This window comes from Candidatus Rhodoluna planktonica (genome assembly GCF_001854225.1).
In the GTDB taxonomy this organism is placed as follows: domain Bacteria; phylum Actinomycetota; class Actinomycetes; order Actinomycetales; family Microbacteriaceae; genus Rhodoluna; species Rhodoluna planktonica.
Genome location: NZ_CP015208.1, coordinates 876,966 through 896,081, shown reverse-complemented (window position 1 = coordinate 896,081; position 19,116 = coordinate 876,966). Strand labels below are relative to the sequence as shown.

At 53.3% G+C, this 19,116-nt stretch carries 18 protein-coding genes and 1 rRNA gene; 18 read left to right on the top strand and 1 reads right to left on the bottom strand.

Features of this window, described 5'->3' with window-relative positions:
* The first annotated feature begins 3 nt into the window (after positions 1 to 3).
* The 5 genes from A4Z71_RS04460 to A4Z71_RS04440 are packed head-to-tail and all read left to right on the top strand — an operon-like array spanning position 4 to position 3,919.
* On the top strand, positions 4 to 1,116 hold the full coding sequence (locus A4Z71_RS04460; RefSeq protein ID WP_070954729.1) for a histidinol-phosphate transaminase: 1,113 nt from the start codon (positions 4 to 6) through the stop codon (positions 1,114 to 1,116).
* Between the two features lie 29 nt (positions 1,117 to 1,145).
* Positions 1,146 to 1,745, top strand: a complete 600-nt coding sequence (gene hisB / locus A4Z71_RS04455) for an imidazoleglycerol-phosphate dehydratase HisB (RefSeq protein ID WP_070954728.1) — start codon at positions 1,146 to 1,148, stop codon at positions 1,743 to 1,745.
* On the top strand, positions 1,742 to 2,374 hold the full coding sequence (gene hisH / locus A4Z71_RS04450) for an imidazole glycerol phosphate synthase subunit HisH (protein WP_070954727.1): 633 nt from the start codon (positions 1,742 to 1,744) through the stop codon (positions 2,372 to 2,374). The genes hisB and hisH overlap by 4 nt, the downstream gene beginning before the upstream one ends.
* Before the next feature lie 12 nt (positions 2,375 to 2,386).
* Entirely contained in the window at positions 2,387 to 3,121 is a 735-nt protein-coding gene (gene priA / locus A4Z71_RS04445) for a bifunctional 1-(5-phosphoribosyl)-5-((5-phosphoribosylamino)methylideneamino)imidazole-4-carboxamide isomerase/phosphoribosylanthranilate isomerase PriA (protein ID WP_070954726.1), read from the top strand.
* A gap of 15 nt (positions 3,122 to 3,136) precedes the next feature.
* Positions 3,137 to 3,919 (top strand): SseB family protein, encoded by a 783-nt coding sequence (locus A4Z71_RS04440; RefSeq protein WP_070954725.1) that lies wholly within the window; start codon positions 3,137 to 3,139, stop codon positions 3,917 to 3,919.
* Between the two features lie 2 nt (positions 3,920 to 3,921).
* Here the strand turns inward: A4Z71_RS04440 and A4Z71_RS04435 are convergent, their stop codons facing one another.
* On the bottom strand, positions 3,922 to 4,260 hold the full coding sequence (locus A4Z71_RS04435) for a DUF1844 domain-containing protein (RefSeq protein ID WP_070954724.1): 339 nt from the start codon (positions 4,258 to 4,260) through the stop codon (positions 3,922 to 3,924).
* A gap of 155 nt (positions 4,261 to 4,415) precedes the next feature.
* Between A4Z71_RS04435 and infC the strand changes: the two genes are divergently transcribed.
* The 13 genes from infC to A4Z71_RS04370 all read left to right on the top strand — a co-directional run bounded on the left by infC (position 4,416) and on the right by A4Z71_RS04370 (position 18,818).
* Complete coding sequence (gene infC / locus A4Z71_RS04430) at positions 4,416 to 5,054, top strand: translation initiation factor IF-3 (protein WP_084028417.1); 639 nt, start codon at positions 4,416 to 4,418, stop codon at positions 5,052 to 5,054.
* A 15-nt stretch (positions 5,055 to 5,069) separates the two neighbouring features.
* Positions 5,070 to 5,264, top strand: coding sequence for a 50S ribosomal protein L35 (gene rpmI, locus A4Z71_RS04425; RefSeq protein WP_070954723.1), 195 nt, complete (start codon positions 5,070 to 5,072; stop codon positions 5,262 to 5,264).
* A 25-nt stretch (positions 5,265 to 5,289) separates the two neighbouring features.
* Positions 5,290 to 5,673 (top strand): 50S ribosomal protein L20, encoded by a 384-nt coding sequence (gene rplT / locus A4Z71_RS04420; protein WP_070954722.1) that lies wholly within the window; start codon positions 5,290 to 5,292, stop codon positions 5,671 to 5,673.
* 3 nt (positions 5,674 to 5,676) lie between these two features.
* Positions 5,677 to 6,462 (top strand): TrmH family RNA methyltransferase, encoded by a 786-nt coding sequence (locus A4Z71_RS04415; protein ID WP_070954721.1) that lies wholly within the window; start codon positions 5,677 to 5,679, stop codon positions 6,460 to 6,462.
* A gap of 18 nt (positions 6,463 to 6,480) precedes the next feature.
* The gene (pheS, locus tag A4Z71_RS04410; protein WP_070954720.1) at positions 6,481 to 7,521 is read left to right on the top strand and encodes a phenylalanine--tRNA ligase subunit alpha; all 1,041 of its coding nucleotides are present in this window, start codon (positions 6,481 to 6,483) and stop codon (positions 7,519 to 7,521) included.
* On the top strand, positions 7,521 to 10,040 hold the full coding sequence (gene pheT, locus A4Z71_RS04405) for a phenylalanine--tRNA ligase subunit beta (protein ID WP_070954719.1): 2,520 nt from the start codon (positions 7,521 to 7,523) through the stop codon (positions 10,038 to 10,040). The genes pheS and pheT overlap by 1 nt, the downstream gene beginning before the upstream one ends.
* On the top strand, positions 10,040 to 11,089 hold the full coding sequence (argC, locus tag A4Z71_RS04400) for an N-acetyl-gamma-glutamyl-phosphate reductase (RefSeq protein WP_070954718.1): 1,050 nt from the start codon (positions 10,040 to 10,042) through the stop codon (positions 11,087 to 11,089). The genes pheT and argC overlap by 1 nt, the downstream gene beginning before the upstream one ends.
* On the top strand, positions 11,086 to 12,240 hold the full coding sequence (gene argJ / locus A4Z71_RS04395) for a bifunctional glutamate N-acetyltransferase/amino-acid acetyltransferase ArgJ (RefSeq protein WP_070954717.1): 1,155 nt from the start codon (positions 11,086 to 11,088) through the stop codon (positions 12,238 to 12,240). Before argC ends, argJ begins: the two co-directional genes overlap by 4 nt.
* On the top strand, positions 12,240 to 13,130 hold the full coding sequence (gene argB / locus A4Z71_RS04390) for an acetylglutamate kinase (protein WP_070954716.1): 891 nt from the start codon (positions 12,240 to 12,242) through the stop codon (positions 13,128 to 13,130). Before argJ ends, argB begins: the two co-directional genes overlap by 1 nt.
* 12 nt (positions 13,131 to 13,142) lie before the next feature.
* Entirely contained in the window at positions 13,143 to 14,069 is a 927-nt protein-coding gene (gene argF / locus A4Z71_RS04385; protein ID WP_070954715.1) for an ornithine carbamoyltransferase, read from the top strand.
* A 28-nt stretch (positions 14,070 to 14,097) separates the two neighbouring features.
* Positions 14,098 to 15,495, top strand: coding sequence for an argininosuccinate lyase (gene argH / locus A4Z71_RS04380; RefSeq protein WP_070954714.1), 1,398 nt, complete (start codon positions 14,098 to 14,100; stop codon positions 15,493 to 15,495).
* Positions 15,496 to 15,497: 2 nt separating this feature from the next.
* The gene (gene tyrS, locus A4Z71_RS04375; RefSeq protein ID WP_070954713.1) at positions 15,498 to 16,796 is read left to right on the top strand and encodes a tyrosine--tRNA ligase; all 1,299 of its coding nucleotides are present in this window, start codon (positions 15,498 to 15,500) and stop codon (positions 16,794 to 16,796) included.
* Between the two features lie 502 nt (positions 16,797 to 17,298).
* Positions 17,299 to 18,818, top strand: a 16S ribosomal RNA gene (locus A4Z71_RS04370).
* Positions 18,819 to 19,116: the final 298 nt, after the last annotated feature.

Here is a 19,116-nt window from a genome sequence, read left to right as displayed (position 1 = left end):
GGGGTGGCTAATCTTCAAGACCTCCCAATCCGCGACGACCTAAAGGGGCAAGAGCCCTATGGGGCACCCCAACTGGCTGTCCCAGTTTCACTCAACGTGAACGAAAACACGCACCGAATTCCCGAGGCAGTTGCTATCGACATCGTCGAAAGAGTTGCCGCCGCGGTTCTCAACATAAACCGCTATCCAGATCGCGAATTCATGGGTTTGCGCACAGCCCTGGCCAAATATTTGGGCTTGGGCCTAACCCCAGAACAAATTTGGGCCGCCAACGGTTCAAACGAGGTCTTACAGCACATCTTTCAGGCCTTCGGCGGGCCGGGTCGAAAGGCGATGGGTTTCGCCCCTACCTACTCGATGTACGAGTTAATTGCCAAAGGCTCGCAAACCGAATACGTCAAAGGTACGCGTCTCGAACGCTATGAACTCTCTGCCCAGTCCGTGCGAGAGCAAATCCTTGAGCTAAAACCAAATATTGTCCTAGTCTGTTCACCAAATAACCCCACTGGCACTCCAGTCACCCTAGACATCATCGAAGCTGCTTACGAGGCAATCTCTGAGGCAACCGGTGGTGTTTTGGTGGTCGATGAAGCATATGCAGAATTCGCCGGAAACACTGAAGTGTCAGCAATTTCCCTGTTGCCCGGGCGTGAAAGATTGCTCATCAGTCGCACCATGAGCAAAGCTTTTGCCTTTGCCGGCGCCCGTGTCGGTTACCTCGCTGCCGATACTGCTGTGGTTGACGCCATGCGATTGGTGCGTTTGCCTTATCACCTAAGTGCTTTTACTCAAGCAGCAGCTGAGGCTGCGCTAGCGCACGCAAGCGAAATGCTGGCCATGGTCGATGAGATTCGTCTGCAGCGCGATCGTTTGGTGATTGAACTTAGCCGCATGAAACTCGAACCGTACCGATCCGACGCAAACTTCGTGTTATTCGGTGGCTTGAGCGATCCAGGTGCAGTTTTCGAAGCTCTGCTAGCCAAGGGAATCTTGGTTCGAAATGTTGGCCTTCCCGGCACTTTGCGAGTAACTGCCGGAACGGCTAGCGAAACCACAGCATTTCTGGAGGCTCTTGAGGAGATTCTTCAGGATCCTCAGCAGTATGCCAGCCGCTAAACTTGAAGTATTCCCAAGAAAGGTCGGCAATGACCCGCGTCGCAAAGTTAGAACGTAAAACTTCAGAATCAAGCATTGAGCTTGAAATCGATTTGGACGGCACCGGCAAATCTTCGATTCAAACAACCGTGCCTTTCTTTGACCATTTGTTAACTGCTTTCGCCAAACACTCTCTGGTTGATTTGACTGTAAAGGCCAGCGGCGACACCCACATCGACGTGCACCACACCGTTGAAGACACAGCCATCGTGCTGGGGCAGGCTATCCGAATCGCACTAGGCGACAAAACCAAAATTGGTCGCTACGGCGATGCCACTGTTCCGCTAGACGACGCGCTAGTGCGAGCCGTAGTTGATGTCTCGGGTCGGCCCTACCTGGTTCACGATGGTGAACCTGCGGGTTTTGAGTTCCACCTGATTGGCGGGCACTTCACCGGCTCGATGGTGCGCCATGTTTTTGAAGCAATCGCATTCAACGCGGCAATTACAATGCACATCAATGTCTTGGCCGGTCGCGATCCACATCACATCGCCGAAGCCGAATTCAAGGCTTTTGCTCGCGCTTTTCGCAAGGCTGTCGAGTATGACCAGCGCGTCGATGGCATACCGTCAACTAAAGGCGCTCTGTGACCAAACCTCACGTAGTAGTTCTTGATTACGGAAGCGGTAACGTTCACTCTGTTGTAAAGGCCGTTGCGGCTGCCGGGGCATCGGTAGAGCTTACCTCTGATCGCGAACGCGCCCTTCATGCCGATGGCCTCATCGTGCCCGGTGTTGGTGCCTTCGCGGCAGTAATGCAGCAACTAAACAATGTTCGCGGCGCCGAGCTAATCGAACGTCGCCTGATTGCGAATAAACCGGTTCTCGGCATCTGTGTTGGTCTCCAGGTCATGTTTGAAAACGGCGTCGAACACGGTGTAGAAACTGAAGGTTTGGGGCAGTGGCCAGGATTGGTTGAGCAATTGAACGCCCCGGTGCTTCCACACATTGGCTGGAACACAGTCGATGCCGCAGACAATTCGAAGCTTTTTGCCGGAATTGAGAACGAGCGTTTCTACTTTGTGCACTCGTATGGCGTAACCAAGTGGCTGCTCGATGCTCAGGGGCCACTGCACCCGGCAAGAGTGACTTGGGCAAACTACGGCGAACCTTTTGTGGCGGCTGTTGAAAATGGCCCTCTGGCTGCGACGCAATTTCACCCCGAAAAATCGGGCGAAGCCGGCATCAAACTGTTAAATAACTGGATCAGCAATTTTTAGAAAGAGTCCAACTTGTATCCCTACCTAGAACTTTTGCCCGCCGTTGACATCGCCGATGGAAAGGCGGTTCGCCTGACCCAAGGAGAAGCGGGGTCAGAAACCGACTATGGTAGCCCCGTCGAGGCTGCGCAAACATGGATTAATGCGGGTGCTGAATGGATTCACCTAGTTGACTTGGATGCTGCGTTTGGCCGAGGTGAGAATCGCGAAATAATTCGCGAGGTGGTGGCCAACTCAGGCTCGGTAAAAATCGAATTATCCGGTGGTATCCGCGACGATTCCTCGCTTGATGCAGCGTTGGAGGCCGGTGCCACTCGAGTCAATTTGGGAACCGCCGCTTTAGAAAATCCAGTGTGGACTGAGAGCGTTATCCAGAAGTACGGCGATGCAATCGCTGTCGGGTTAGATGTTCGAGGCACCACCCTTGCGGCTCGAGGATGGACCCAAGAAGGCGGCGACCTTTGGGAGGTATTGGCTCGCCTCGAAGCTGCCGGCTGTGCTCGCTATGTAGTGACCGATGTCACCAAAGATGGTACCTTGCGTGGCCCTAACCTCGAACTGTTGCGAGCTGTGATGCTGCGGACCAGCAAGCCGGTGGTTGCCTCCGGCGGAATCAGCTCACTTGACGACATTCGCGATTTGCGTGCACTTTGTGAGCTAGGCCTAGAGGGCGCGATTTTGGGTAAGTCTCTGTACGCCGGCAAGTTCACATTGCCAGAAGCCCTTGCCATCGCGTCGGCGCGCTAATCAAGGCCACACCAAATGCAATCACACGAAAATCCGCTGATAAACCCTGATCCGCTCAGAGATTCAGCTGGAGTTCCGTGGCAGGGGCGCTCATTCGAGGTCAATCCATTTGCTGATGACGACGGCTCAGCTGATCCCAATTTGCTCTCAGCACTTAAGCGATTTCACTCCAAAGCTGCCAGCTCCAGCGCTGTAGTTGATGCATTGCGCGATGCGCGGTTACTAGTTCCTCTTTTGGCAGCAATTGGCGATTTTGAAATTGGTGCTCACGGGCACGCCGTTGACAAGTCAGCTGAGTTATCCGTCGTTACCGTCGAAGGACCAGACGGTCAGCGGGTTTTACCGGTTTTTAGTTCGGCTGCGACAATGTCGGCTTGGAACCCTAAAGCTCGGCCTGTGCCAACCGATTCGGTGAGAGTTATGTTGGCGGCGGCAAGTGAGGGCACAAACCGAGTGGTGCTGGATCCCGGTTCAGAATTTGAATTTGCCATTCGCAGACCGGCCATTGCCGCCGTGGCTCAGGGCCTACCCTGGCAGCATCCTGCAGAAAGCGAGCGGATTGCTTCGGCATTTCGGGATGCTGTCGATCAGATTGCTGAGATAAACGACTTCACCTTGCAAAACGGGGATGAGTTTTCGAAATTGGCCGGGCCAGAAGTAATTTTAGTGCTTCAACTTGTCCCTGGTCTGGGTCGAAGCGAACTCGACGGAGTTCTCAAGCGACTAGCCGAAAACTTAGCAAAGAGCGAAGAAATCGCAAATCTTCTCGATTCAATGACCATCAAGTTGCGGTCGTAGCTCTAGTTGACCGGGCCGGTATATTTTTCGCCGGGGCCTGCGCCGGGTGCATCCTTGATTGCCGAGGCTTCTCTGAAAGCAAGTTGCAGTGAGCGCAAGCCATCGCGCAATGGTCTGGCGTGGTGGTCACCAATTTCTGCAGCCGATGCCGTAACTAGGCCGGCAAGAGCGTTGATGAGTTTTCTGGCCTCATCCAAATCGCCTTTGTGGCCATCTTCACCCAGGCCGCATTGAACAGCGGCTGCGCTCATCAGGTGCACGGCGGTTGTAGTGATTACCTCGACGGCAGGCACCTCCGCAATGTCGCGAAGTTCATTTTCTACATCTTTGAAATCGGCCATGATCGAGGGCTTCTCCTTTTGTGTTCTTTCTGCTAGGCTAACCCATGGCTCCGAGGTTCGCCTCGGTCAGAAGAGGATTCAGTTCCCACCCGCGCTTACCGCATGAAAGGTTTCCGGGTTAGCTTTGAAACTTTGTTTCTGCGCGTTGCGACCAAATGGTCTTAGACGTGGCCACTTATGTCACGTCAAAGGAGCAACAGATCAGCGATCCACGTATCAATGAGCGAATCCGCGTCCCCGAGGTGCGCCTCGTCGGAGCAGGCGGAGAGCAGATTGGTGTTGTCCGTATTGAAGATGCCTTGCGCATGGCGCAAGAGCAGGACCTCGATCTAGTCGAGGTGGCACCAATGTCGAAACCACCGGTTGCAAAACTGATGGATTTCGGAAAGTTCAAATATGAGGCAGCCCAAAAAGTTCGTGAAGCACGAAAAAATCAAGTCAACACGGTTCTAAAGACCGTTCGTTTCGGCCTAAAGATTGATGCTCACGACTACGGCACCAAACGTGGTCAGATTGAAAAATTCCTGAAGGCTGGCGACAAGGTACGCGTGCTCGTGGTTTTCCGCGGACGTGAGCAGTCCCGCCCAGAGATGGGTATCAAGCTGCTACAGAAACTTGCCGAAGAAGTTGCCGAGTTTGGCGCCATCGAATCGAATCCTTCGATCGACGGACGAAACATGGTGATGGTTATCGGGCCACTAAAAAACAAGGCTGATGCAAAAGCAGAAGCAAAGAAGGCAGCCCAAAAGGCTGCAACAGAAAGCGAATCAGCAACCACAACGGACGCTGAGTAGAAACAGGAGAAAGCAATGCCAAAGCAGAAGACCCACTCGGGCGCTAAGAAGCGTTTCCGTTTCACCGGTAGCGGCAAGCTCATGAAGCAGCAAATCAACATGCGCCACAACCTTGAGCACAAGTCAAGCCGCCGCACTCGTCGTCTAAACCAAGACCAGGTAGTTTCGGCTGCCGACTTCAAGACCATCAAGAAGCAGCTCGGCAAGTAGCCCGCGAATTTTTAGGAGATAGCAAATGGCAAGAGTAAAAAACGCGGTCAATTCGCACAAGAAGCGTCGCACGGTCCTAGAGCGCGCCCACGGCTACCGTGGCCAGCGTTCACGTCTATACCGCATGGCAAAGCAGCAGTTGCTGCACTCGTTCGTATACGCCTACAACGACCGTCGTGCCCGCAAGGGTGACTTCCGTCGCCTCTGGATCCAGCGAATCAACGCTGCGGCACGTCTAAACGGCATGACCTACAACCGTTTCATCCAGGGTCTTGCTTTGGCTGGCGTCGAGGTCGACCGTCGTATGTTGGCTGAACTAGCCGTAAACGAGCCAAAGACTTTTGCGTCATTGGTTGCAACTGCGAAAGCTGCACTTCCAGCAGACACTTCGGCTCCAAAGGCCAAGTAGCAAATGATTACTGATCCCAAGAGCTCAAAAGTTCGCGGGGTCGCCAAGTTAAACAAGAAAGATGCCCGGTCTGAGACCGGGCTCTTTCTGCTTGAGGGGCCGCAAGGTCTCAAAGAAGCCATAGCGCGGCCCGAACTTTTGGTTGAGGTGTTTGTTACCGCTGAGGCGCAAGAGCGATACCAGGACCTAATTTCAAATCTGGATGTGCCGGTTCAGTTGGTTAGCGAATCAGTAATGAAAGTGCTCTCCGATACTTCGACACCCCAGGGTACTTTGGCTGTTTGTCGACAGCTCGACGTCTCACTCGATTCGGTCATCTCTGCAAAGCCCAAACTGATTGCGCTGCTAGCCAATGTGCGCGACCCGGGAAATGCTGGAACCGTACTGCGAGCAGCAGACGCGGCAGGCGCTGACGCCGTTATTTTCAGTCAAAACAGCGTTGACCTCTACAACACCAAGTTGGTTCGGTCGACTACCGGGAGCATCTTCCATTTGCCGGTGGTGCTCGGTGCTGACCTTGCATCAACCATTGCTAGCTTGAAACAAGCTGACCTGCAGGTTTTTGCGGCGACCGCCGGGGGAGATCTAATCACCGAACTTGACTCAGTGGAACTTCGGAAACCAACTGTCTGGATGATGGGAAACGAAGCCTGGGGTTTCGATGATGAAACCCTTGACCTAGCTGACAGGCAAGTTGCTTTGCCAATTTACGGCCGTGCCGAGTCGCTTAATTTGGCTACTGCGGCCAGCGTTTGTTTTTACGTCACAGCAATGGCTCAGAACTCGTAAAGGTAAACTTAGAAACCTATGTCAGACCACATCGAAATCTCCGAGCAAAATGTCAGTGCAGCTCTTGCTGAGGCCCTAGCGGCTGTTCAGTCAGCGGCATCATTTGCAGAACTGAAGGCAGTCAAACCCGCAGTTGTTGGTGATCAATCACCAATTGCAAAGTTGAATGCCCAGCTAAAGAATTTGCCGAGCGAGCAAAAAGCATCCGCCGGCGCACTTCTTGGCAAGGCCCGAGCTGAGATTGGCGCCGCATTTGCTGCTCGCGAGACCGAATTGGCGCAGGCTCAAGAAGAAGCTCTTATTGCTGCCGAAACTGTCGATGTTTCGCTGTTTGGCTCGGCTACTCAACTCGGAGCACGTCATCCGCTTTCGCTTCTTCAAGAAAAAATCTCCGATGTTTTTGTCGGCATGGGCTGGGAAATTGCCGATGGGCCTGAAGTAGAAAATGAGTGGTTCAACTTCGACGCTCTCAACTTCGATGCTGATCACCCTGCCCGCGCCATGCAAGACACCTTCTTCGTTGAGCCGGCCGACGCACACCTGGTCTTGCGAACTCACACATCACCGGTTCAGGTGCGGTCAATGCTTGACCGTGAAGTGCCTATCTACGTTCTTTGCCCAGGCCGCGTATTCCGCACCGATGAGTTAGATGCCACTCACACACCGGTTTTCCACCAGGTTGAGGGCCTAGCTGTCGACAAGGGTCTAACCATGGCCGATCTTCGCGGCACGCTTGAGCACTTCGCTCGAATCATGTTTGGCAAGGATGCCCAGATTCGTCTGCGTCCGTCATTTTTCCCTTTCACCGAGCCTTCCGCCGAATTGGATGTCTGGCACCCGGGTGCTAAGGGCGGTGCCCGTTGGGTTGAATGGGGCGGTTGCGGAATGGTGAACCCGAACGTTCTTAAGGCGGCCGGAATCGATCCAGAGGTTTATTCAGGATTCGCATTTGGCATGGGTATCGAAAGAACCCTGATGTTCAGAAATGACGTGAAAGACATGCACGACATGGTCGAGGCCGATGTGCGTTTCAGCAAGCAGTTTGGAGTGACTCTCTAATGCGCGTTCCACTTTCCTGGTTAGCTGAATATGTTGATTTGCCTGCTGCAGCAACTCCCGATTCGGTTATGGCCGAACTCGTCCGAGTAGGACTAGAAGAAGAGGGAAGCCACCGATTTGAAGTTTCCGGTCCCGTAGTAGTGGGGCAGGTCCTAGATTTCGTTGCCGAGCCACAATCGAACGGCAAAACCATCAGATGGTGTCAGGTGCGGGTTGCGGCCGAGGGTTCAACCGCTGCCGATGGCGGCCTAGACGTTCGCGGTATTGTCTGCGGCGCCGGTAATTTTGAGGTTGGCGACAAAGTAGTGGTTTGTTTGCCGGGCTCTGTCTTGCCGGGTAATTTTGCTATTGCGGCACGCAGTACATACGGGCACATCAGCGATGGCATGATGGCCTCGGCGCGCGAGTTGGGTCTAAACGACGATCACGCCGGAATCATCCGCCTTAGCGAGATGGGTCTAGATCCTAAAGTTGGCACCGATGCCATTGAGCTTCTTCACCTGGATGACACCGCAGCCGAGGTAAACGTTACCCCTGATCGCGGTTACTGCTTCTCAATTCGAGGAATTGCGCGCGAATTTGCCCACGCCACCAAAGCCGAATTTCGCGATCCAACCGGCAATGTGCACCCTGAATCGGCATCCGGTTTTGATCTAAAAATTGATGATCAAGCACCGATCAGAGGTTTAGTCGGCTGTAACCGGTTTGTGCTGCGCGCGGTAACGGGTATTGACCCAACTAGGCCAACTCCGGCCTTCATGGTTTCACGTCTCAAGTTGGCTGGCATGCGTTCAATTTCGCTCACTGTAGACATCACCAACTACGTGATGCTAGAGCTCGGTCAGCCACTACACGCCTACGATCTCGACAAACTCAGCGGCGGCATTACTGTTCGTCGAGCTCGAGCTGGCGAATCGATAAAAACTCTTGATGGCCAGATACGAACTCTCCACGAAGAAGACCTACTCATCACCGATGACTCTGGCCCAATCGGTATTGCCGGTGTGATGGGTGGCGAATCAACCGAGGTTAGCGAAACTACCACCCGGGTAATCATCGAGGCTGCTCGCTTTGATCCGGTTTCAATTGCTCGAAGCGCTAGACGACACAAGCTGCCTTCAGAGGCCTCGAAACGCTTTGAGCGTGGCGTCGATCCTCGTCTTGCCGAATATGCCGTGGCTCGGGTTATTCAGCTGCTTGAGGTCCACGCCGGGGGACAGGCAGAATCACTGGGTGCCGACTTCACCGGTGAAATTACTGTCTCGCCAATTTGGTTACCTGCCGAGTTCGCCACCGAGCTTGTTGGCGTCACTTACACCGCAGAGCAAATCGTTGAAACACTCAACGAAATCGGCTGTGTGGTTGCTCATGTCAGCGATGGCTTTGAGGTCATCCCGCCGTCTTGGCGACCAGACCTAACACACAAAACCGACCTGGTCGAAGAAATAGCTCGAATCATCGGATACGACCAAATTCCAAGCCGCCTGCCGGTAGCACCTCCGGGTCGCGGGCTAACTAAAAATCAGGCTGGTCGTCGACGGGTCATCAACACTCTTGCCGCATCTGGGCACATCGAGGTTTTGAACTATCCGTTTGCTGCAACTGAGGCAAATCAATGGTTCACCTCATCCGGCACTGATCGGGTCGTGAGTTTGGCCAACCCAATTCAAGAAGATGCGAAAGAAATGCGCACCCGCTTGCTCCCTGGGTTGCTCGATGCTGCTCGTCGCAACATCTCACGCGGTCTAAACGATCTCTCGATTTTTGAAGAGGGCCTCGTCTTTTTGCCTAAAGCTGCGGTGCAGCAGCATCAGCTTCCGGTCGGCAACCAGTTGCCCAGCGAGGATCAGTTGGCTCAGTTGAACGCGACTGTTCCTCACCAGCCTCATCACTTGGCGGGGGTTTTCACTGGCAACCGTATTCCGGCCCAATTGGGCATCAACGCTGTTGCGGCCGATTACCGTGATGCACTCGCTGCCGTAAAGATTGCCCTGCGGGCTATCGGTCTAGAGCCAAACTTTGTTCAAGCGCAGCCCAGGGGGTTCCATCCTGGTCGAACAGCCGAAGTATTTGTCGGCCCAGCAGATCAGCAGATCTCGATTGGCTATGCCGGCGAAGTTGATCCGAGGCTAACCCAGGCAAACGACCTACCGCGTCGAGTGGCAGCTTTCGAGATTGACCTGGATGCTGCGCTGGCTGCAGCCCCAGAGGTTATCTCTGCGACACCGGTGCTAGTCATGCCGGTTGCTACTCAAGATCTTTCGCTTTTGGTTGACCGCAGCCTGCCGGCCGCTGAACTGCTCGAATTGATTCGGGCTTCCGCGGGCGAGTTACTCGAATCCATCGCGCTGGTCGATGACTACCGAGGAGAAAACGTGGCGGCAGATAAGAAGTCACTAACTTTTGCGCTGCGTTTCCGTGCGGCCGACCGAACCCTTACTCAGGCCGAAGCTTCAGCTGCCCGTGATCAGGCGGTTTCGGCAGCGGCCGAAAAATACGGAGCAGTGCTGAGGGCCTAATGCAGAAATATTCGGTCGCAGTAGCAGGTGCCAGTGGTAATGCCGGCGGTGAACTGCTGCGCCTGATAGCCCTGCATCCGCAGCTAGAACTAAAAACCGTCACCGGTAGTAGCCAAGTTGGTGAAAAAGTGTCCAGCTTGCACCCCGGCATCGCCAAATACGCCGAGATGGTTTTTTCACCTACCGACGCAGCCAGTCTCGAGGGACACGACATAGTCTTTTTAGCTTTGCCCCATGCCAAATCTGCTGAGGTCGCAGCTTGGCTAACTGACGAAACTCTCGTGCTTGATTGCGGAGCGGACTTTCGCCTTGAATCAGCTGAAGACTGGCAGAAGTTTTACGGTGGCGAACACGCCGGAACATGGGCTTACGGAATGCCGGAACTGCTACTTGCCGGTGGCGAAAAGCAGCGAGCAAATCTGGTTGGCCAGCGAAGAATTGCTGTGCCCGGCTGTAATGTAACTGCGATTACATTGGGCTTGGCGCCGGCGCTCGCCGAAGACCTGGTTGAAACCGATGACATCGTCAGTGTTCTAACTGTCGGAACCTCGGGCGCAGGCCGCGGTGCTACCGAAAAGCTTTATGAGAAGGAACCTACAGGTTCGGCCAATGCCTATCAGGTTGGTGGCATTCATCGGCACACACCAGAAATCGAGCAAAATCTCAGCAAATCAGCGAAGCAACAAATATCGATTTCCTTCACTCCTGTTTTAGCCTCACTTGAGCGAGGAATCTTGTCGGTCAATACCGCAAAGTTGAAGTCAAACGTCCAGTTGGCCGACCTAGAGAACGCATTTACGAAGCACTACGGCAGCGAAACCTTTGTGAAGCTGCTGCCATCGGGTTCGTCACCTTCAACTGCTGACACCATTGGCGAAAACTACGCTCTAATTTCGTTAGCCGTCGACCAGCACGCTGGCCGCTTAGTCGCCATTTGCGCCATCGATAACTTGATGAAGGGCACCGCCGGTGCGGCCATCCAGTCGATGAATCTTGCACTTGGCTTACCTGAAGATTTAGGTCTTACCGACACGGAGATAAAGCGATGACAGTTACAGTGGCAAAAGGTTTTAGTGCAGCCGGTGTTCGAGCGGGATTGAAAAAATCTGGTAACCCCGATTTGGCTGTTGTCCTCAACGAAGGCCCGTTGAATGCCGCTGCAGCCGTTTTTACGAGCAACCGAGCTCAAGCCAATCCCATCCTGTGGAGTAAGCAGGCTATAGCAGACGGTCAAATTTCTGCAATCGTTCTAAACTCTGGTGGCGCAAACTGCTACACCGGGCCGCAAGGATTTCAAACCACCCATGCCACTGCTGAAAAAGCGGCCGAACTTCTCTCCATCTCGGCATCCGATGTTTTGGTTTGCTCAACCGGCTTGATTGGTGAGCAGCTAGATCGAGACAAAGTTTTGGCTGGTGTTGAGCTTGCGGTGAGTCAGCTCAGCAACCACGCGGGCGAGCAGGCCGCTGAGGCAATCATGACCACCGACTCGGTATCTAAAACTGCCTACGAGGTTTCTGTTAGCGGCTACAGCATCGGAGGTATGGCCAAAGGTGCGGGCATGCTTGCACCCGGTTTGGCTACCATGCTGGTAGTTATAACTACCGATGCAGTTTTAGATTCTTCAACGCTAGACCGTGCTTTGCGCTCTGCCACGCAGGTAACTTTCGATCGACTCGACTCTGATGGCTGTATGTCAACAAATGACCAGGTAACTTTGATGGCCTCGGGCGCCTCAGGGGTAGCCCCAGAGGAGGCTGAATTTACCGCCCTGCTGACTAAAGTTTGCGAGTCCTTGGCAATGCAACTGCTAACCGATGCCGAGGGTTCCAGCCACGATATTGCGATTCGAGTCACTAACGCGGCAACCGAGCACGATGCAGTCGTTGTGGGTCGTTCGGTTGCTCGAAACAACCTTTTCAAAGCGGCAATCTACGGCAACGACCCTAACTGGGGCAGAATTTTGGCTGCGGTAGGAACCACCAACGCAGTTTTTGATCCATACGACATCGATGTATCAATCAACGGTGTTTCAGTTTCGCGAAAAGGTCAGCCGGATCAGCCTCGAGAGTTGGTTGATCTCAAGCCGAGAAAAGTTGATATCGAAATATCACTCAATGCAGGCGTGCACAGTGCCACCATCTTCACCAACGATTTAACTCACGAATACGTCACCGAGAACAGCGCATACTCCAGCTAATGATTCCTATCGAAGAACAAGATCACGCACTGGCCTCAATCAAGGCCAAGACGCTAATTGAATCCTTGCCTTGGCTGCAGGCTTTTCACGGCAAGACCGTGGTTATCAAATTTGGCGGCAACGCTATGGTCGATGCGCAACTGCAGCAGGCGTTTGCTCAAGACATGGCCTACTTGCGCTGGGTTGGTATCAAACCTGTGGTGGTGCACGGTGGCGGCCCACAAATCTCAGCTCGACTCAGTGAGTTAGGCATTCACAGCGAGTTTCGCGGTGGCTTTCGCGTTACCACCGAGGAAACCATCGGTGTCGTAAAAGACGTCTTGCGCAATCAAATTTCAGCTGAACTTGCTGCCATGATTTCGGCAGCGGGTGCTGCCACAACCGTGCTCAGTGGCGAAGATGCCAATCTTTTCAGAGCCGAAAAAACTCTTGTCGAGGATGAAAACGGTCCGGTAGATATTGGTTTGGTCGGTGAGGTTACCCAGGTGAACCCGCGGGCTGTCTTTGAGGCACTCGAGGCGGGTCGAATTCCAGTTATCTCAACAGTTGCACCGAACGGCAACGGTGAATTGCTAAACGTTAATGCTGATCTGGCTGCAGCTGCGCTGGCAGTCGCGCTGGGTGCCGAAAAACTGATGGTTCTCACCGATGTGCCCGGCCTTTACAGTGACTGGCCCAACCGCGACTCAATGGTGTCAGAAATTTCTTCAACTGAACTTGAAGATCTGATTCCGAAACTTGAATCTGGCATGATCCCTAAAATGCAAGCCTGCTTGAAAGCGGTTCAAGGGGGAGTGCCAAAAGCTCACGTTATCGACGGACGCACTCCGCACAGTATTTTGCTCGAAATTTTTACGGTGTCGGGTTTCGGCACCATGGTTCTTCCCTAGTTAGGTAGCAAGATGAGACATTTTCTGAAAGATGATGACATCAGTCCCCTCGAGCAGCGACAGATTTTAGATTTAGCGCTTGAGCTAAAGCGCGACCCATACCGTGAGCGTCCATTTGAGGGGCCTAAAACTGTGGCTCTGATTTTCGACAAGACCTCAACTCGCACCAGAGTTTCATTCGCTGTTGGTGTTGCCGATTTGGGTGGCGCGCCGCTTATCATCGACAGCCAAACATCCCAGATGGGTAAAAAAGAATCGGTCGCCGACACTGCTCGGGTGCTGGGTCGTCAGGTCGCACAAATTGTTTGGCGCACCTATTCGCAATCCGGCCTTGAGCAGATGGCAGAATTCGCACAGGTTCCAGTCATCAATTCGCTCAGCGATGACTGGCACCCCTGTCAGATTTTGGCTGATTTGCTAACCATCAGAGAACACAAGGGGCATTTGGCCGGGCTCAAAATCGCCTACGTGGGTGATGCCAGCAACAACATGGCAAACAGCTACTTGGTCGGTTGTGCCATGGCGGGCATGAATGTCTCGGTAGCGGGCCCAGCCGGTTACCTACCGGCCGCCCACGTAGTGTCACGCGCTGAGGCAATTGCCGAGTCCACCGGTGGTTCGGTTGCGGTGTTTGGCGATGCCGCTTTGGCTATGAAAGACGCGGATGTTGTGGTCACCGACACCTGGATTTCGATGGGGCAGGAAAGCGAGAAAGAGCAGCGATTGGCTGACTTTGCCGGTTTCACTATTGATGCCGACCTGATGTCTCAGGCCAAAGCCGATGCCATTTTTATGCACTGCCTTCCGGCCTACCGCGGCTATGAGGTAACTGAGCAGGTAATCGATGGTCCACAGTCGGTAATTTGGGATGAAGCTGAAAATCGCCTTCATGCTCAAAAGGCCCTAATGGTTTGGCTGGCTGCGCAAGCAAATCAGTAAGTAGCCCGACAAACTAAGATTGACTCTTATGTCTGGTTCAAATTCACTCTGGGGTTCACGCTTTGATGGCGGTCCGGCTGACTCGCTTGCGGCTCTGTCTCGATCGGTTCATTTTGATTGGCGTCTAGCCAGCTACGACATCGCCGGAACCAGGGCACACATCAAGGCTTTGCAGTCTGCCGGGTACCTCACTGTCGCTGAACTCGAAAAACTCGATCGAAGCCTGGTTGAGCTAAATAACCGCGTCATTTCGGGGTCGTTTCAGGCTAAAGAATCAGACGAGGATGTCCACTCGGCGCTAGAGCGCGGGTTAATCGAAATCGCCGGACCTGAATTGGGTGGCAAAGTTCGAGCCGGTCGAAGCCGAAACGATCAAATTGCCACACTGATTCGCAGCTATCTGCTTGATTCATCGCAGACCATTGAAAACCAGGTGCTTGATTTGGTTGAAGTTCTAGTCTCCGCAGCTGAAGAACACCTCGGTGTCGCCATGCCCGGTCGAACTCATTTTCAACATGCCCAACCGGTTTTGTTATCGCACCACTTGCTGGCCCATGCCTGGCCGCTAGTGCGAGATCTAGAGCGTTTTGCCGATTGGCGACGCCGGGCCTCATTGTCCCCTTATGGTGCGGGTGCTTTGGCCGGGAACACGCTTGGGCTAGATCCAAACTTGGTGGCCCGAGAACTTGGTTTCGTGGCTCCAACGCAAAACTCGATTGATGCAACAGCCAGCCGAGACGTGGTGGCCGAGTTTGCATTCATCGCAACCATGATCGGAATCAATCTCTCCCGTTTTGCCGAAGAGATCATCATCTGGGCGAGTGCCGAGTTTAACTATGTCCGGCTTCATGATTCCTACTCGACCGGTTCGTCAATCATGCCGCAAAAGAAAAACCCAGACATCGCCGAATTGGCCCGCGGTAAAAGCGGTCGATTGATTGGTGACCTGACTGGCCTCTTGGCCACTTTGAAAGGCCTACCGCTGGCCTACAATCGCGACCTGCAAGAAGACAAAGAGCCTGTTTTCGACATGGTAGACACTCTGACCGTACTGCTTCCAGCTTTCACCGGAATGGTCGCTACGCTCACTTTCAACCGCGACCGACTCGAGCATCTGGCACCAGCTGGGTTCTCGTTGGCGACCGATGTTGCCGAATGGCTAGTGAAACAAAAAGTTCCTTTCCGCGATGCCCACGAGATTACCGGGGCCCTGGTTTCGTTCTGTGAGAAGAATTCACTCGACTTGCACGAGGTCCCGGATGCTGACATGGCTGCAATATCGCCTCTGCTTACTCCGGAAGTTCGAGATGTCTTAACCGTTGGGGGTTCTATCAAAGCGCGTGCCGGTGCCGGTGGTACAGCACTGCCTCGAGTTCTCGATCAGATAGCGACCTTGAGAAAAATTGCTCCAAAGCGAGGTAACTAAAAATGGCAACTGTTGAATATTTGCGGGGGCAATCAAACGACCCGTCTTTTGCCGATCTCCTCGATGAGTTGAAGTGGCGAGGCTTGGTTGCGATTTCCACCGACGAGGAAGAACTTCGCAAAACACTCAACTCTGGCCCGATCACCTACTACTGCGGTTTCGATCCAACTGCCCCAAGTCTTCACCTGGGCAACCTAGTGCAATTGCTCACGCTGCGCCGACTTCAGCTTGCTGGGCACAAACCGCTGGCTCTAATCGGAGGCTCAACCGGGTTGATTGGTGACCCGCGACCAACCTCAGAGCGAACCCTGAACACTAAAGAGACTGTTTCCGAGTGGGTCGAGCGCCTTGGCCGCCAGGCTTCTAGGTTTTTGTCTTTTGAGGGTGAAAACGCTGCCCGCTTGGTGAACAACCTTGATTGGACTGCACCGCTCAGCGCGATTGATTTTCTTCGTGAAATTGGCAAGCACTTCCGAGTAGGAAAGATGCTGGCTAAAGATGCGGTCTCAGCAAGGCTCAATTCGGAGCACGGGATCAGCTACACCGAATTCAGCTACCAAATTTTGCAGGGTTACGATTTCCTCGAACTTTTCCGACAGTACGATTGCTTGCTGCAGACCGGGGGATCAGACCAGTGGGGCAATCTGACTAGCGGTACTGACCTTATTCACAAAGTCGAGGGTAAAAGTGCCCACGCCATGGCTACGCCGCTGATCACGAACAAAGACGGCAAAAAGTTTGGCAAATCAGAGGGCAACGCGGTTTGGCTAGATGAAGAACTAACTAGCCCATACGCGTTTTATCAGTTTTGGCTGAATGTCGATGATGCCGACGTTATCGATCGACTCAAGGTCTTCACATTTTTGACCAGGGCAGAAATCGAAGACTTGGCGGCTCAAACCGAGTCAGCGCCGCATCTTCGGGCCGCTCAAAAACGTTTGGCATATGAGGTAACCGCTCTGGTGCACTCCGTAGCGGCAGTCGAGGCAGCCATTGCGGCTTCGGCAGCGCTGTTTGGTCAAGGCGATCTAGCTACCCTGGATGAGCAAACTCTGGGTGCAGCTTTAGGCGAATTACCGAGGAGCAACACTCAATTGGGTGTCTCAATCGCGCAGTTGCTGGTTGACACTGGCTTAGTTTCAAGCCTCAGCGCTGGCCGGCGCGCTATTGCTGAGGGTGGCGTCTACTTGAATAACGCAAAAGTGACTGACGAAAATGCAGTCCTGAACGAACTTTTTCACCAAAAATACGCAATCCTGCGTCGTGGAAAAAAGACTTTAGCTGGCTTAATCGTCGGCTAGACCACCACTAAAACCCCTATAAATCAAGACTTTAGAAAAATTCCGAATGAATATCGACTTTCGATTTGACAAGTCCGTTATCTGTCCGTAATGTATCTATTCGTTGCCCAAAGTTTGGAAGATCCGCAGAGATCACCGGCTCAAGTGCAACAAATCCTAATCTCAGGCAAAAAGCCTCTTGCAGGCTTGCGCTCTGACGTTTAGGATGAACTTCTTCCAAGAAAAAAAGTTCGTGTCAGATTTGACAAGAAACAGTTTCGTGGTAAGTTTGTGAAGTTGCTCTGGAGGCGAGTCGCGAGACAGACTCCCAGATGCATCTGATCCTTGAGAACTCAACAGTGTGCACAATGTCGATGCCAACAAATTTGTTGCTGAAGCAATTCAGTAACAAAAAAATTGGATTAGACAGATTGTCAGATGACATTCTGATTTAGTCAGATCAAGCTGAGGCGCCAATTTTCCGGCGCTTTCGTAAAACTTCGAGCTTGTCTCGAAAACATTTTTTACGGAGAGTTTGATCCTGGCTCAGGACGAACGCTGGCGGCGTGCTTAACACATGCAAGTCGAACGATGAAGCTGGAGCTTGCTCCGGTGGATTAGTGGCGAACGGGTGAGTAACACGTGAGCAATCTGCCCTTGACTCTGGGATAACTGCGGGAAACTGTAGCTAATACCGGATACGAGACCTGAAGGCATCTTTGGGTCTGGAAAGAATTTCGGTCAAGGATGAGCTCGCGGCCTATCAGCTAGTTGGTGAGGTAATGGCTCACCAAGGCGACGACGGGTAGCCGGCCTGAGAGGGTGACCGGCCACACTGGAACTGAGACACGGTCCAGACTCCTACGGGAGGCAGCAGTGGGGAATATTGCACAATGGGCGAAAGCCTGATGCAGCAACGCCGCGTGAGGGATGAAGGCCTTCGGGTTGTAAACCTCTTTTAGCAGGGAAGAAGCGAAAGTGACGGTACCTGCAGAAAAAGCACCGGCTAACTACGTGCCAGCAGCCGCGGTAATACGTAGGGTGCAAGCGTTGTCCGGAATTATTGGGCGTAAAGAGCTCGTAGGCGGTTTGTCGCGTCTGCTGTGAAAATCCGAAGCTCAACTTCGGACCTGCAGTGGGTACGGGCAGACTAGAGTGCGGTAGGGGAGAAGGGAATTCCTGGTGTAGCGGTGGAATGCGCAGATATCAGGAGGAACACCGATGGCGAAGGCACTTCTCTGGGCCGTAACTGACGCTGAGGAGCGAAAGCGTGGGGAGCGAACAGGATTAGATACCCTGGTAGTCCACGCCGTAAACGGTGGGTGCTAGTTGTGGGCCACATTCCACGTGGTCTGTGACGAAGTTAACACATTAAGCACCCCGCCTGGGGAGTACGGTCGCAAGACTAAAACTCAAAGGAATTGACGGGGGCCCGCACAAGCGGCGGAGCATGCGGATTAATTCGATGCAACGCGAAGAACCTTACCAAGGCTTGACATATAGAGGAAAAGCGTAGAAATACGCTCCCCGCAAGGTCTCTATACAGGTGGTGCATGGTTGTCGTCAGCTCGTGTCGTGAGATGTTGGGTTAAGTCCCGCAACGAGCGCAACCCTCGTTCTATGTTGCCAGCACGTAAAGGTGGGGACTCATGGAAGACTGCCGGGGTCAACTCGGAGGAAGGTGGGGATGACGTCAAATCATCATGCCCCTTATGTCTTGGGCTTCACGCATGCTACAATGGCCGGTACAAAGGGCTGCAATACCGCAAGGTGGAGCGAATCCCATAAAGCCGGTCTCAGTTCGGATTGGGGTCTGCAACTCGACCCCATGAAGTCGGAGTCGCTAGTAATCGTAGATCAGCAACGCTACGGTGAATACGTTCCCGGGCCTTGTACACACCGCCCGTCAAGTCACGAAAGTCGGTAACACCCGAAGCCGGTGGCCTAACCGTAAGGAAGGAGCCGTCGAAGGTGGGATCGGTGATTGGGACTAAGTCGTAACAAGGTAGCCGTACCGGAAGGTGCGGCTGGATCACCTCCTTTCTAAGGAGCTTCTATAGTGACTTCGGTCGCTACAGAGAGCCAGATTGAAGACGAATGTTCTTCACTGGTTTGCTCAAGGGTGGAACATCGAATTGTAAGCAGCCGAAATACTCTGCTCTAGTACGGTCTTTGACTTGGAACGAGCGGTTTATCAAACTACTTTTGCACACTGTTGGGTCCTGAAGGATCGGGTGACCGACCTTCAAGACCGATTGTTTGATTGATTTATTCATGAAAGCAGCGGACTGGACCACACAAGCTAGTGAACCAGCGCCTACAAGCGCCAGGCCTAGTCTCT

Coding starts and splice junctions, on each gene's coding strand:
- argB (WP_070954716.1), top strand. CDS start 12,240: ATGATTCCTATCGAAGAACAAGATCACGCACTGGCCTCAATCAAGGCC.
- rplT (WP_070954722.1), top strand. CDS start 5,290: ATGGCAAGAGTAAAAAACGCGGTCAATTCGCACAAGAAGCGTCGCACG.
- argF (WP_070954715.1), top strand. CDS start 13,143: ATGAGACATTTTCTGAAAGATGATGACATCAGTCCCCTCGAGCAGCGA.
- pheT (WP_070954719.1), top strand. CDS start 7,521: ATGCGCGTTCCACTTTCCTGGTTAGCTGAATATGTTGATTTGCCTGCT.
- pheS (WP_070954720.1), top strand. CDS start 6,481: ATGTCAGACCACATCGAAATCTCCGAGCAAAATGTCAGTGCAGCTCTT.
- argJ (WP_070954717.1), top strand. CDS start 11,086: ATGACAGTTACAGTGGCAAAAGGTTTTAGTGCAGCCGGTGTTCGAGCG.
- hisB (WP_070954728.1), top strand. CDS start 1,146: ATGACCCGCGTCGCAAAGTTAGAACGTAAAACTTCAGAATCAAGCATT.
- infC (WP_084028417.1), top strand. CDS start 4,416: ATGGTCTTAGACGTGGCCACTTATGTCACGTCAAAGGAGCAACAGATC.
- tyrS (WP_070954713.1), top strand. CDS start 15,498: ATGGCAACTGTTGAATATTTGCGGGGGCAATCAAACGACCCGTCTTTT.
- A4Z71_RS04435 (WP_070954724.1), bottom strand. CDS start 4,260: ATGGCCGATTTCAAAGATGTAGAAAATGAACTTCGCGACATTGCGGAG.
- argC (WP_070954718.1), top strand. CDS start 10,040: ATGCAGAAATATTCGGTCGCAGTAGCAGGTGCCAGTGGTAATGCCGGC.
- A4Z71_RS04440 (WP_070954725.1), top strand. CDS start 3,137: ATGCAATCACACGAAAATCCGCTGATAAACCCTGATCCGCTCAGAGAT.
- A4Z71_RS04415 (WP_070954721.1), top strand. CDS start 5,677: ATGATTACTGATCCCAAGAGCTCAAAAGTTCGCGGGGTCGCCAAGTTA.
- argH (WP_070954714.1), top strand. CDS start 14,098: ATGTCTGGTTCAAATTCACTCTGGGGTTCACGCTTTGATGGCGGTCCG.
- rpmI (WP_070954723.1), top strand. CDS start 5,070: ATGCCAAAGCAGAAGACCCACTCGGGCGCTAAGAAGCGTTTCCGTTTC.